Below are 12,351 nucleotides of genomic sequence, written 5' to 3'. Positions count from 1 at the left end.
TGCGGCGCTACTGACTCGACGAGAGGTCGCGCCACACGTCGTCGAGTCGATTCTTCACCGCGGAGCGCTCTTCGACCTCGACCGTGAGCCCGTCGCGGAAGTCGACCTCGACGCCGTCGACCTTCCGGCGGTACACCTTCACGCGGCGGTGTTCGTCCGAGAGCGGACGGTCGTGGAGCTCGAGCAGGTCAGCCTCCTCGAGCTCGTTGATCCGGCGGTAACACGTCGCGATCGGGACGTCGAGCTCGTCGCTCAGGTCCTGCGCGGACATCGCGTCGCCGGTCGCCGTCAGGATGTCCGTGTTGTACTTGTTACCGAGCACCGTGATCAGGTCGTCCCCCACCATTCACGTTATCGCTGTTGATTTTTGCGGCTTAAAAGGATACCGGTGGTTACGGGCGCCACAGATCCCGGGACGAGCCCGCGACGGTGGCCGTATCGGGTTCTGCGACCCCGCGGTCGCGAAAGGCGATGTTATCGCCGGTGATAGCCGCCACCGTGGGTTTATGTGTCGACTCCGAGCAGGCCGGGTATGGAGCTCATCGAGGGGTTGTATCTCGTGACGACCACCGTGTTGGCGGGCGCGAGCGCGACGCTGGCGGCGTTCGCGGTCGCCGCGTACCGGTCGTCGGGCCGCACCGCGATGGCGTACCTGGCCGTCGGTTTCGGTCTCGTTGTCGTCGCGGCGGTCGCGACGCCCGTCGCCGGTTTCCGGACGTCGTTCGCCAACGCGGAGGCGCTGCTTTTGATCAACACCGGGCTGCTGGCGGCGTCGATGGCGCTCGTCGCGGGGAGTCTCGCCGTCTACGAGCCCGGGACGCAGGAGTTCGTGATTCCCGAGTCCGAACTCGCGCGGATTCAAGACCGGTAGCGGCCCTGGAAGGCGCGGAGCGGGAGGAGGATTCGTCTCGGCGAATTTTCACGGTTCAAACGCGACATCCGCCGGCCAGCCTCGGCTCTCGATCGACAGTCGCGTCGACAGTCGATCGCCCGGTATCTGCGCGCCCGTGCATCGACGCCCGGATTATCTGGTCCGATAACCGAGGCGACATATCGTTGATAATTGTAGAAATTACATACTCGTAAATATCTCTATAATCGCATGACTGCAGCGTTTTATCAGGTCGAATAATCGGCACGGAGTCTTTAATAGGGAAATTCCGCACTCAACTGATAACGCCCGCCGGGCAGGCCGGGGGCCAACGCAACACACAATGTTCGAAACCATACTGGACGAGGAAGAGCGCGGTCAAGTGGGGATCGGGACCCTCATCGTGTTCATCGCGATGGTGCTGGTGGCGGCGATCGCCGCCGGCGTCCTGATCAACACGGCCGGCTTCCTCCAGACGCAGGCGGAGGCGACGGGCGAAGAGAGTACATCACAGGTGAGCGACCGGCTACAGGTCGTGAGCCAGTCCGGCATCGTCAACAGCAGCGGCGATCAGATCAACGTCACAGACATTGATTTCGTCGTCGCGAAGGCTCCGGGTGCGGGCAGCATCGATCTCAACCAGACGAGCGTCGAACTCATCGGTGCGAACGGGCAGGAGACGTTCCAGCTCGACGAGATCGGCTCCGAAAACGTCGAGATCTTCACGAGCCCGGACCAGGACACCGTCGTCCTGACGGACAGCAGTGACCGGGCGGAGGTCAGCGTCGACCTCGACGACCAGGTCACGTACGGGAACCTCTCCACCGGCGACCGGCTGTCGGTGACGTTCACGACGGCGTCCGGCGCGACGACGACGACGGAGATTCGCGTGCCGACGACGCTGACGAAGGACCAGACCTCGGTGAGGCTGTAACAATGTTCGAATTTATCAACAACAACGACGAACGCGGCCAAGTTGGTATCGGCACGCTCATCGTGTTCATCGCGATGGTGCTCGTCGCTGCCATCGCCGCCGGTGTGCTGATCAACACCGCCGGCTTCCTGCAATCGCAGGCTGAGGCGACCGGGCAAGAAAGTACGGACCTCGTCTCCGAGCGCATCGACGTCACGAGCACGGTCGGCATCGTGAACGAGACTGACGGTGCCTCGACCGGCGATCTACAGGAGATCCGCGTGGGCGTCGCCGGCGCGGCCGGCTCCAACCAGATCGACTTGAGCTCCGCGACCATACAGGCGGTCGGCCCGAACGGGCAGCGGAACCTGATCTTCACCGACACGAACGTGACCGGTGACTCCGGGACCCCACTGAGCGACCTCTCCGAGGGGTCAAAGATCAGTGCGATACCCGACGGCACGTTCGCGGTCCAGAACTCCTCCGGTAACTTCGTCAACGCGAGCGAAGCGGTCCTGAATGACGAGGAGCGGTTCACCGTCGTGTTCAACCCCGAGACGGAGCCGTTCGGTACCGGTGCAGGGAACGGCGTGTACTTCGGTGAAGGCGACACCTCGTCGCTCGACATCGTCTCGCCCTCGGGCGCGACGACCTCCGTTGAACTCCGTGCCCCCGACCTCTTCAACGAGGACGGCGAAGCGGTCCGGCTCTAACGAGCCTCGAACAGCCCCCTAACTAGCGTCCCGGCGGATCCCTCCGCCCGGAACACCTATTTTCTCGCACTACGACGACTACGCCATGAGTGACTACGACGCACCGGCGGCCGACCCGGACGCGCCGCCCGCGGACCCCGACGAGCTCGACTTCACCGACGACGAGAGCGTCGTCGAGATCGGGGAGGGGCGGTACGTCGTCGGGACGAACGGCCGGCCCAACGTCGGTCGATCGCGGCCGCAGCGGCGACCCGCCGACGAGTCCGGGTTCACCGCCGCGGACCCCGCAAGCCCCGCGGAGCGCCGCCCGCCGGGCGCGGACCCGGGGGCGAACGCCGCCGGTCCGAGCGTCGCGGATCCCGGTGCGACCGAGGGGGATCGCGGCGACCGCGGCGGCCGAACCGCCAGCCCGCCCGGCGGCGACGCCGGCGTCGACCGACAGGCGGTGAGCCGGTGGCTGGCGAGCTCCTTCGACGGCGACGGCTTCACCTACGGGATCGACGCGACGCTCCACGCCGACGGCGACACCAGCCGCCAGCGAATGGTGTCGAACGACGTGACGGCGACGTTCGACTCGCTCGTGACGTGGTTCGCGTCGAACGCGGGCCCGAGCTCGCCGACGCCGGAGGCGCTCGGGCTCCTGCTCGTCGCCTCGGAGACGACCGTCGACGTGCCGCCGGTGGCGATAAAGCGGTTCGCCGCGAGCCAGGGGCTCACGGCGAGCGACAGCATCGGCGACCTCGTCCGCGCCGCGGAGGAGGCGGACGGGTTCCGGATCGAGTAAGACCGACGGCGGGAGTTACAGGAAAGCCAGCAGTACCGCGCCGAGCAGCGCGAAGATCGCGTACAGCCCGGCCATCACCTCGCGCTTCAGCGGGCTCCCGAGCGGCTCCGCCGTCAGCCGGCGGACCGGCGGGAGGATCGCGATCCCGCCGAGGATCAGCAGGAAGGCGCCGATCTGCGGGACCAGCGTGAGCGCGACGACGATCGTCCCGTACCCGGCGACGTAGCAGCCGCGCCGCCAGAGCTGTTCGCGGTCGGTGAGCTCTTCGGTCGGGACGAAGCCGGCGACGCCGTCACCGCCCGAGTCGCTTCCGTCACTACCTCCACCTCCGCCGCCCGCCGCCCCCGAGTCGGCGGCGACCTGCCGGGCCTGTTGCTGCACGTACTCGTCGAGCTCCTCGGCGGCCGCCTCGGTCTGGGGGGCGCCGCAGTCGACGCAGTAGCGGGCCTCGTCGTCGATCGACGACTCGCACCGGGGACAGGTCTTCATCCTCATCGGAACGGCACCGCGGTCGGGCTTAACTCTTCGGGGCTCGTCCCGGCGATCGATCCGGCCGCGGTCGGTCGATTCACCGCGACTCACGCCGCGGCGGTCGTCGCCGGTTCTCCGAGGCGATAATCGGGAAGGTACGCTTTAGTCGATGAGATCCCGACGATGTAGCAACACGACGGCGCACCGTTCGCGCGGTTCGGCCCCGTTGCGACGAGAGCGACACCACGATGACCGCCTCGACACCACGATGACCTCCAGAGCTCCACCGGACGGCGCGGATCGGTCCGAGAGGACGACGAGCGCCGGTTCCGGAAGCTGCCGGCGCGAGGAGGTGACGGAAGACGAGAGCGGGGGAGCCGCGCTGCGCGCCCGGCTTTCGACTCTCAGCGTCGTCCTGGTCGCTCTCGCGGTGTGCCTCTCGCTTTTCGGCGCCGCGGCCACGGCCCCCGCCGCGGCGACCGTCTCGGGGGAGAACGCGGTGGCGGTCGGGGGAGGCGACGCCGCCTCGGCGATCGAGACCGACGGAGCGGCGGAACGGGGCGACGCCGTCAGTCGCGAGATCGACGGGTCGTTCAGCCGATCGACGTACACCGGGACGGCCGGGGACGTCGTGGAGATCAGACACGCGGTCGACGCCTCGGGGGACGACACGGCCTACCTGCTCGTCGGCGGGAACCGCCTCACCGACTCCGGCGGGACGATCGGCTTCGTCGACGTGCTCCGGGTGAGCGGCGGATCGACGACGATCAACACGCGGCTCATCGGGACGAACGAGAGCGACGTCGACAGCTGCAGCGACGACGACGTGTCCTGCGACCTCGAGTTCAGGAACGAGGACGGCGACGTGATCGCCGAGAGCCTCGGGAACCTCTCCGGGGTCGGCTCGACCGGCGCGGGCGGCCTCGCGCGGCCCCTGGTCCCGGAGCGGTACCGGCTCGCGATCACCAACGGCACCTTCGTCGTCCGTGACTCGGGAGCGGTCGATCCGGTCGAGGTGGCCGCGGAGTCCGACCTCGTGTTGCGGGAGCCGTCGTTCGGCGACGAGGCGGAAGTGTTCACCACCGCTGACGCCGACGTGATCGCTGACGGCGAGGGCGACGGGACCGAGTCGATGGCGGCCCTCAGGGAGAACGGGCTCGACCGCACGGCGGTGACGAAGGGCGACCGCGTCGTGCTCGGCTTCGAGGCGACCGGGATCTGGGGCGCCCTCTCGCACTTCGCGGATCGGCGGTCCGGCGAGTCGGGCGAGGACGGGACCGCGATCGAGGCCGGGACCGCGATCGACCATCGCGTCCTCGTCGACCTCCTCGAGGCCGAAGAGGGCGTCTCGCTGACGGTCCGGCAGACGAACCCCGGTCGGAACGAACGGCGCGCGGAGCTGGACCTCGCGGACGCCGACCCCGACGACGTCACCCTCTTCCTCGCGGAGGCGGAGCAACTCCGACGCGGAGACGCCGACAGGAGCGGACTGCCCGGTCGGTTCTACCTCGCGATAGACACGAGCGACGGCGGACCGTTCACCGAGGACGTCGAGCCGGGCGACGAGTTCGCGGTCGAGTTCGCCCTGGAGGGGACCGAGGGCGAGCGCTACGCGTTCCGGGACGGGGGGGAACCGCCCGCGGCGTTCGACCCGGCGTCCGCGACGGACGACCGGATCTCGGAGCAGTACCCGTATCACGGGACCGACGACGGTCGGGTCAGCGCCGAGGCGTCGTTCGGCGTCCGGGACCGGTACCTCCGGTACGACGACGTCACCGACGACGGCGATCTCCTGGTCGAGACCGACGACGGGACGATCACCGGGACGACCTCGATCCTCCCGGTTACGGAGTTGTCGGCGACGATCGTTCGGGACACGAACGAGACCCCGAACCGGACCGAGTCCGAGCTGGCGATCGAGGACGGGAACTTCACCGTGGACAGCGGACTCGCCGGCGTGCCGCCCGGTGCGAGAGCGAGCTACCGACTCTACAGGGGCCAGTCCCTGCAGGACAGCCGGACGGTCATCGTCGTCGAGAACGCCTCGGACCCCGACCGGTTGCGGCTGGCGAACGCGACGACGACGACCCTCACGGTGACCCGCGGCGAGTCGCTGGGGAACCTCTCCGCGGCGGTGCGGAACGTCGGCCAACTGCGGAACAGGGAGCGCCTGACGCTCGACGTCGACGAGGGGGCGATCGTCGAGGAGCGACGCGTCACGGTCGCGCCGGGAGACGAACGGAACGAGACGTTCGAGGGGCTCGACGCCGACCTCGAACCGGGCGAGTACCCGTATTCGCTCGCGATAGACGGGGACAGAGTCAACGGAACGCTGATCGTGGAGGCCGACCCCGCGGTGACGCGGGTGGACGACGACGCGGACGGTGAGGGATCGACCGACGAAGCTGGGGACGGTACCGACGGCGAGGAGGAACCGAATGACGCCGACGGTGACGGGAGTTCGGACGAAACCGACGGCGACGGAAGCTCGGACGACGGATCTGGAGAGGAATCCGACGCCGACGGAGAGGCGCCGGACGAAGGGCCTCCCGACGAGGCGCCGGCGACGCTCCTGCCGTTCGGGATCGGAACGCGCGAGACGTTCGGTGGGACGGTCCTCGTCGGCGCGACGTACATTCTCGGTCACTGGGTCTGAGCGCGTTAACCTCGGGCGTCGACAGCGGTGGTCGAAACCCCGCCGGCGTCGGCGGTTCTCATCGCTGAGAACCGCAGGGGAGCCGTTAAGTGATCGCTGCGCCCCGCTTCAGACAACAATGGCAACGCGCGTGCTCATCGCGGACGACTCGGAGTTCATGCGGAACCTCCTTCGGGAGATCCTCGAGGGGGAGTTCGAGATCGTCGGCGAGGCCGAGAACGGCGTGGAGGCGGTCAACATGTACGAGGAGCACGGCCCGGACCTCGTGATGATGGACATCGTGATGCCGATCCGCGACGGGATCGAGGCGACGACGGAGATCCTCGAGGGGAACCCGGAGGCGACGGTGATCATGTGCACCAGCGTGGGCCAGGAGGAGAAGATGAAGGCCGCCATCAAGGCCGGGGCGGAGGGGTACATCACGAAGCCGTTCCAGAAGCCGAACGTGCTCGACGCCATCGGATCGGCGGTATAATGCGGGTCGACGTCCGGGCGCTCGGCGCGTGCAACCGCCTGGCGGAGCGCGGGGCCGAACAGGCCGCCGGCGCGCTCGCCGACCTCACGGGGACCGACCTCGCGGTGGAGGTCACGGGCGCGAGCGTCGCCAGCGGCGAGGACCTCGCGGAGGCGTTCGCGGGCCGCGAGTCGATCGGCGTGAGCGTCGGGCTCCGCGGCGGCCTGGAGGGGGAGGCGGTGCTCGCGTTCGACGCCGCCAACGTCGACGCCCTGCTCTCGCTTTTACCCGGCGGCGCGTCGATGGAGCGCAGCGCGGTGACCGAGGTCGGCAACATCGCGCTCGGCGGCTTCCTCGACGGCTGGGCGAACTACCTCGGGAAGGCGATCGACATGACGCCCCCGCGCTACTTCGAGGCCGACGGCGCCGCCGTTCTCCCGGACGGGGCGCTCGCCGGCGACGGCGTGTTCCTCTTCGAGAGCCGGCTGGACGCGACGTCGACGGACCTGGACTTCTCCATCTACATGCTGCCCGACTCCGGGCCCTTCCGCGACCTCGTCGTCGGGAAGACCGCGCCGGCCGCGACCGCGGGCGCCGAGGCGGCGAGGGAGGGCGCGGCGGGAGGCGACACCGGAAGCACCGCGGTCCCGTACGAGTCGCTGTCGACGTTCGCGTCGCTGGCGAAGCGGGGGTCGGCGAACGCCGCCGACAACATCGCGATGATGACCGGCCTCGACACGACCGTCGACGTGAGCCGCCTGCGGTTCGTCCCGCTCGCGGACGTCCCCGCGGAGGTGGGCGTCGAGCCCCACGCGGGCACCGTCTTCGAGCTGCAGGGGGAGCCGAGCGGCTACCTCGCGATCCTCTTCGAGGAGGAGTCGGCGGCGAAGATCGCGGCGTCGATGCTACCGAGCGAGCCGGACGAGCCGCTCGGGGGAATGGCGGAGAACGCGCTCTGCGAGCTCGGAAACGTGATGACGAGCGGGTTCATCGACGGCTGGGCGAACGTGCTCGGCACCTCGATCAGCCACTCGCCGCCGGAGTTCGTCCACGACATCGGCTCGGCGGCGATCAGCCCGCTGGTCGCCAAGCTGAGCCGCCGGCAGGACTACGGATTCGTGATCGACGCCGCGATACAGACGGAGGGCGTCCAAGCGCGCTGCGACGTGTACGCGCTCCCGGACGAGCGCGAACTGGCCCGGGCCCTCGACCGCCTCTCCGAGACGTGAGCCGCCCCTCGTCGTCCCGCGATCGCGGGTCGCGAGACCGGGACGGCAGCGACGACGAGGGGCGGCGCGGCGACGGCGGCGGGGGGCGCATCAGGGTCGGCGTCGGTGAGCTGGCCGTGGCGACCGACGGGGAGACCCTGACGACGAGCGGTCTCGGCTCCTGCGTCGCCGTCGCGCTCGCCGACGAGCGGGCGGGCGTCCGCGGGCTCCTCCACGCGATGTTACCCGCGAGCGACGAGACGCGGACGGCCGCCGCCCGCCGGGGGAAGTACGTCGACGCCGGCATCGACGCGCTCGTCGACGAGCTCGTCGCGGCCGGCGCGGCGCCCGGGCGGCTGGAGGCCCGCGTCGCCGGCGGCGCCGAGATGCTCGACCTCACCGACGCCGTCGGCCCGCGGAACGTCGAGCGGGCCGAGCGACGCCTCGCGTCGGCCGGCGTCCCGATCGTTGCCAGCGACGTCGGCGACGGCGTCGGGCGGACGGTCCGGTTCAGGGCCGACGGCGGGCTGGTCGTCCGGGCGGCGGACGGGTTCGAGCGCACCCTGTGAACGCGCCGGTCGGCGCACCCGCCGAGCGGGACGGTCCTCGCCCCGTCACCGGCGGGACACGCGCTCGCGGTCCCCGAGTTCTGTTCTTCTCACTGTTGATATTTTGAGGGGTGAATTGAAGTGTGTTCTGCGGGTCGTACTCGGTAATGGGCCTCGAACTACCGGTGTGGGGAGCTCCAACGGCCGCTTGGGCAGTCGCCACGCTGGGGCTCGTCGGTGCGAGCGTCCTCGATCGCTTCCTCGACGACGGCGGCTCCGACGACGACTCGGGAGGCATGGGCGGCGACGACGATCCCTTCGGCGGCGGAGGGATGGGCGGCGGTGGCGGCATGGGCGGCGGCGGCATGGGCGACGACTTCGACGACTTCGACGGGATGGACGAGTGGGACGACGGCTTCGACGACGGCGGCGGTGCCGGCGGCGCCGGGGCCGACACCGACGAGCTGGAGAAGCGGCTCGACGACCTGGAGAACGAGGTCGCCTCGCTCTCCTCGACGGTGTCCACGGTCCGGTCGGAGAACGAGGAGATCTCGGCCGCGGTCGACGACATCGAGGAGGACGTCAGGAACCTGCTCGACATCTACGAGATGGTCACCCGCGGGATCAACCCCTTCGTCGACGACTCCAGCGGCTTCGACAGCGTCAGCGGCGGCGGCGAGGGGTCGTTCGGCCTCTTCGACGACGACGAGGCGGACGACGGGGGAGACGAGCTCGACGAGGACGTCGCGAACGCCGACGCCGACGGGTTCTTCGACGACGAGATGCTCGACGACGGATTCGACGACGGCGGCGACGGGTTCGACGAGCTGGACGGGGAACCGGGCGACGACCACACGGACGACGGCGATTCCGCCGACGCCTCGTCCGAGGCCGCGGCGGCGGACGAGGGAGACGACATGAACGACGACGGAAAGAGCTTCAGCGAACTGAAAGAGGAGTACGACGCCGGGGAGGCCGACTGGGCCGACGAGGAGGGGGACGACGGCGACGCGGACGCCTCCGCGGACGAGGACCCGTTCGAGGACGAGGCCGGCTCGTTCGACGACGGGGACGACTCGTTCGACGACCTCGGCGACGATACGGATCCGTTCGACGGCGAGGACGACTCGTTCGACGACCTCGACGACGACGTCGACTCGTTCGACGAGGGAGCGGCGACCGACGCCGAGCCCGCGACGAACGGCCACGAACGAGATTCCGAACCGGAACACGAGCCGGCGGCCGAGCGGGCGCGCGGTCCGCAGCCCGGCGGCGATCCGGCCGAGGCGAACGGCGGCGGCTTCGAGTACGTCGGCGAGGACGACCTCTCCGGGAGCCGCGGGAAGCCGTACCTCACGTCGCTTCCCGGCGACTACGTCGGCGACCTCCTCGTGATGGAGTGGCTGGAGTTCCTCGTCTCCGAGAGCGACGTCACCGACGCGGTGCGCGCGATCAACTACTACGAGCGCATCGAGTGGGTCGGCCCGGAGGCCGCGGCGCGGCTCCGGGACTTCCTCTCCGGCTTCGGCACCATCGACCGCAACCTCGTCGATCGGCCGGGGACCGACCGGCTGGTTCGGGAGCATCACACTCGTAGCCTCCGATACGTGACCCAGCTCAACGGGACGAGCGGCCACCTGCTGCTGCTCGACCGGTGGGACGACCTCGCCGGCGGCTCGCTGGTCGGCGGCGGCCCGCCGTCGGTCGGCGGGCGCGACCGCGGGCGCGGCCGACGCGAAGAACGCGGCGGGCGGCGCCGGGAAGGCTCCGAGGGGCGCCGGCGTGACGACTCCGCGGAGCCCCGAGCGAACGGCCGCGGCGACGCGGGACGACGGGACGAGCGGGCGGGGCGCGGCGACGACCGGGCGGATAGCCGCGAAGAACGGTCCCGCGGCGACGACCGACCCGACGGACGCGATCGGAACGGCGGCTCCCCGCGACCGATGAACGACCCGAACCCGCGTTCCGACCGCGCCGATCCGGCCGACGGAGGGTGGGGCGATGGGCGTTAGCGTCTCCGCGTCGACGGCGATCATCGTCGCGGGGCTGTTCTTCGCGTTCACCGCGTTCTACCCCGTGGCGGCCAACGGTTTCGACCGCGTCACCGACGCGCAACAGGGGATCCAGGAGCGCTCGCTGGAGCGGCAGAACACCGACTTCGCCGTGACGAACGCGACGTACGACGGCACGACGCTGACCGTCAACGCCACCAACGACGGCTCCGTCGGGCTGATCGCGACCGACGCGACGCTCGTCGTCGGCAACGAGTACGTCGACGTGGGCGGGCCGAACGCGACCACGACCGTCGACGGCGACGGCGACACCGAGCTCTGGCTCGGCGGCGAGACGCTGACGGTGACCGTGAACGAGGCGGACCTCTCGACCGACGTGGTCGCGAACGAGACCCGTGTCGTCCTCGTGGTCGAGTCCGGGGTCCGCGACGCGGCGGAGGTGAGCGCGTAGATGGCCAGCGTTCCGGTGTCGCACCTCATCCTGTTCATCGCGAGCCTCGTGATCGCCGCGGGCGTCGTGGGCACGATCACGACCGGCGTCGACCGCGTGAGCGCGGCCGTCGAGGACGCCGGGATCGACGCGACCGAGCAGCTCCGGACCGACGTGACGGTCATCTCCGACGCGAGCGCCGGGGTGTACAACGCGAGCGGGAACGAGAACGTGACGCTGCTGATAAAGAACACCGGGACACAGCGGCTCAACCCGGACGGCTCCGGGATCGACGTCGTCTTCGACGGGAGCTACGTCCCGCCGAGCGCGACGGAGGGGGAGCTCGTCTCGGCCGGCGCGGGCGCGGCGTGGGACCGCGGGGACGTCCTGCGGCTCACGATCGACACCAACCGGCTGGGCGAGACGAACGAGGGTCTCGACCCGGGGACGGACCACCGGGTGTACCTCACGGTGAACGGCGACGAGGAGCTGTTCCAGTTCCGCACGGAGGCGAACTGAGATGCCCCGCACCGACAACCTGCTCTCGATCGGACTCGGCGAGCGCGACCGGCTGAACAAGGAGCTCGGCGGGGGGATCCCCCGCGGCAGCATCGTCCTCATGGAGGGCGACTACGGCGCCGGCAAGAGCGCCATCTCCCAGCGGTTCGCCTACGGGCTCGTCGAGGAGGGGGCGTCCGTCACGATGATGTCGACGGAGCTCACCGTCCGCGGGTTCATCGACCAGATGCACTCGCTTGAGTACGACATGGTGAAGCCGCTCCTGAACGAGGAGCTGCTCTTCCTCCACGCCGACTTCGACTCCGGGGGCGCGTTCTCCGACGGCGACGGCGAGCGAAAGGAGCTGCTCAAGCGACTGATGAACGCCGAGGCGATGTGGAACTCCGACGTCGTCTTCCTCGACACGTTCGACGCCATCTTCCGGAACGACCCGACGTTCGAGGCGCTCGTCCGGAAGAACGAGGAGCGGCAGGCCGCGCTGGAGATCATCTCCTTCTTCCGCGACATCATCTCGCAGGGGAAGGTCGTCGTGCTCACCGTCGACCCCTCGGCGGTCGACGACGACGCCATCGGCCCGTTCCGGTCGATCGCGGACGTCTTCCTCCAGCTGGAGATGATCGAGGTCGGCAACGACATCCGCCGGCAGATCAACGTGAAGCGCTTCGCGGGGATGGGCGAACAGGTCGGGGACACGATCGGGTTCTCGGTCCGATCGGGCACCGGAATCGTCATCGAGAGCCGCAGCGTCGCGTGATGGCGCCGACCGCCCGCG

Annotated in this window: 14 protein-coding genes; 12 read left to right on the top strand and 2 right to left on the bottom strand. The window is 69.6% G+C overall.

The window, feature by feature from the left end:
- Nucleotides 1–7 precede the first annotated feature (7 nt).
- The gene (locus tag B4V04_RS09610; protein WP_498231161.1) at nt 8–346 is read right to left on the bottom strand and encodes a helix-turn-helix domain-containing protein; all 339 of its coding nucleotides are present in this window, start codon (nt 344–346) and stop codon (nt 8–10) included.
- Between the two features lie 186 nt (nt 347–532).
- Here B4V04_RS09610 and B4V04_RS09605 point away from each other — a divergent pair, with 186 nt between their 5' ends.
- The 4 genes from B4V04_RS09605 to B4V04_RS09590 all read left to right on the top strand — a co-directional run bounded on the left by B4V04_RS09605 (nt 533) and on the right by B4V04_RS09590 (nt 3,281).
- Nucleotides 533–871, top strand: a complete 339-nt coding sequence (locus tag B4V04_RS09605; RefSeq protein WP_144798306.1) for a hypothetical protein — start codon at nt 533–535, stop codon at nt 869–871.
- A 343-nt stretch (nt 872–1,214) separates the two neighbouring features.
- Nucleotides 1,215–1,805: a flagellin gene (locus B4V04_RS09600; RefSeq protein WP_144798307.1), complete on the top strand. Its 591-nt coding sequence runs from the start codon at nt 1,215–1,217 to the stop codon at nt 1,803–1,805.
- A gap of 2 nt (nt 1,806–1,807) precedes the next feature.
- A complete protein-coding gene (locus B4V04_RS09595) occupies nt 1,808–2,497 on the top strand; it encodes a flagellin (protein WP_144798308.1) in 690 nt (229 codons plus the stop codon).
- Between the two features lie 85 nt (nt 2,498–2,582).
- Nucleotides 2,583–3,281, top strand: coding sequence for a DUF7500 family protein (locus B4V04_RS09590; RefSeq protein WP_498231158.1), 699 nt, complete (start codon nt 2,583–2,585; stop codon nt 3,279–3,281).
- 15 nt (nt 3,282–3,296) lie between these two features.
- Here B4V04_RS09590 and B4V04_RS09585 read toward each other — a convergent pair whose 3' ends face one another.
- A complete protein-coding gene (locus B4V04_RS09585; protein ID WP_498231157.1) occupies nt 3,297–3,770 on the bottom strand; it encodes a zinc ribbon domain-containing protein in 474 nt (157 codons plus the stop codon).
- Nucleotides 3,771–4,020: 250 nt separating this feature from the next.
- On the opposite strand from B4V04_RS09585, the gene B4V04_RS09580 reads away from it, so the two are divergent.
- The 8 genes from B4V04_RS09580 to arlH all read left to right on the top strand — a co-directional run bounded on the left by B4V04_RS09580 (nt 4,021) and on the right by arlH (nt 12,333).
- Complete coding sequence (locus B4V04_RS09580) at nt 4,021–6,408, top strand: BGTF surface domain-containing protein (protein WP_498231155.1); 2,388 nt, start codon at nt 4,021–4,023, stop codon at nt 6,406–6,408.
- 118 nt (nt 6,409–6,526) lie between these two features.
- Nucleotides 6,527–6,883, top strand: coding sequence for a chemotaxis protein CheY (gene cheY, locus B4V04_RS09575; RefSeq protein WP_144798311.1), 357 nt, complete (start codon nt 6,527–6,529; stop codon nt 6,881–6,883).
- Entirely contained in the window at nt 6,883–8,091 is a 1,209-nt protein-coding gene (locus tag B4V04_RS09570; RefSeq protein WP_498231152.1) for a chemotaxis protein CheC, read from the top strand. Before cheY ends, B4V04_RS09570 begins: the two co-directional genes overlap by 1 nt.
- Entirely contained in the window at nt 8,088–8,639 is a 552-nt protein-coding gene (locus tag B4V04_RS09565) for a chemotaxis protein CheD (protein ID WP_498231151.1), read from the top strand. Before B4V04_RS09570 ends, B4V04_RS09565 begins: the two co-directional genes overlap by 4 nt.
- Before the next feature lie 146 nt (nt 8,640–8,785).
- Nucleotides 8,786–10,630 carry a FlaD/FlaE family flagellar protein gene (locus B4V04_RS09560; RefSeq protein ID WP_498231149.1) on the top strand — a complete coding sequence of 615 codons (1,845 nt, stop codon included), beginning with the start codon at nt 8,786–8,788 and terminating at the stop codon, nt 10,628–10,630.
- Nucleotides 10,620–11,081: an archaellum stator protein ArlF gene (arlF, locus tag B4V04_RS09555; RefSeq protein WP_498231147.1), complete on the top strand. Its 462-nt coding sequence runs from the start codon at nt 10,620–10,622 to the stop codon at nt 11,079–11,081. The genes B4V04_RS09560 and arlF overlap by 11 nt, the downstream gene beginning before the upstream one ends.
- Nucleotides 11,082–11,579, top strand: a complete 498-nt coding sequence (gene arlG / locus B4V04_RS09550; protein ID WP_498231145.1) for an archaellum stator protein ArlG — start codon at nt 11,082–11,084, stop codon at nt 11,577–11,579.
- Nucleotide 11,580: 1 nt separating this feature from the next.
- Nucleotides 11,581–12,333: an archaellum protein ArlH gene (arlH, locus tag B4V04_RS09545; RefSeq protein WP_144798317.1), complete on the top strand. Its 753-nt coding sequence runs from the start codon at nt 11,581–11,583 to the stop codon at nt 12,331–12,333.
- Nucleotides 12,334–12,351: the final 18 nt, after the last annotated feature.

The sequence above is a fragment of the Halorubrum sp. B52 genome (assembly GCF_059752555.1).
This window is presented reverse-complemented; position numbering and strand designations above follow the sequence as displayed.

Coding starts and splice junctions, on each gene's coding strand:
- B4V04_RS09570 (WP_498231152.1), top strand. CDS start 6,883: ATGCGGGTCGACGTCCGGGCGCTCGGCGCGTGCAACCGCCTGGCGGAG.
- arlH (WP_144798317.1), top strand. CDS start 11,581: ATGCCCCGCACCGACAACCTGCTCTCGATCGGACTCGGCGAGCGCGAC.
- arlF (WP_498231147.1), top strand. CDS start 10,620: ATGGGCGTTAGCGTCTCCGCGTCGACGGCGATCATCGTCGCGGGGCTG.
- B4V04_RS09605 (WP_144798306.1), top strand. CDS start 533: ATGGAGCTCATCGAGGGGTTGTATCTCGTGACGACCACCGTGTTGGCG.
- B4V04_RS09610 (WP_498231161.1), bottom strand. CDS start 346: ATGGTGGGGGACGACCTGATCACGGTGCTCGGTAACAAGTACAACACG.
- B4V04_RS09580 (WP_498231155.1), top strand. CDS start 4,021: ATGACCTCCAGAGCTCCACCGGACGGCGCGGATCGGTCCGAGAGGACG.
- arlG (WP_498231145.1), top strand. CDS start 11,082: ATGGCCAGCGTTCCGGTGTCGCACCTCATCCTGTTCATCGCGAGCCTC.
- B4V04_RS09595 (WP_144798308.1), top strand. CDS start 1,808: ATGTTCGAATTTATCAACAACAACGACGAACGCGGCCAAGTTGGTATC.
- B4V04_RS09590 (WP_498231158.1), top strand. CDS start 2,583: ATGAGTGACTACGACGCACCGGCGGCCGACCCGGACGCGCCGCCCGCG.
- cheY (WP_144798311.1), top strand. CDS start 6,527: ATGGCAACGCGCGTGCTCATCGCGGACGACTCGGAGTTCATGCGGAAC.
- B4V04_RS09560 (WP_498231149.1), top strand. CDS start 8,786: ATGGGCCTCGAACTACCGGTGTGGGGAGCTCCAACGGCCGCTTGGGCA.
- B4V04_RS09600 (WP_144798307.1), top strand. CDS start 1,215: ATGTTCGAAACCATACTGGACGAGGAAGAGCGCGGTCAAGTGGGGATC.
- B4V04_RS09585 (WP_498231157.1), bottom strand. CDS start 3,770: ATGAAGACCTGTCCCCGGTGCGAGTCGTCGATCGACGACGAGGCCCGC.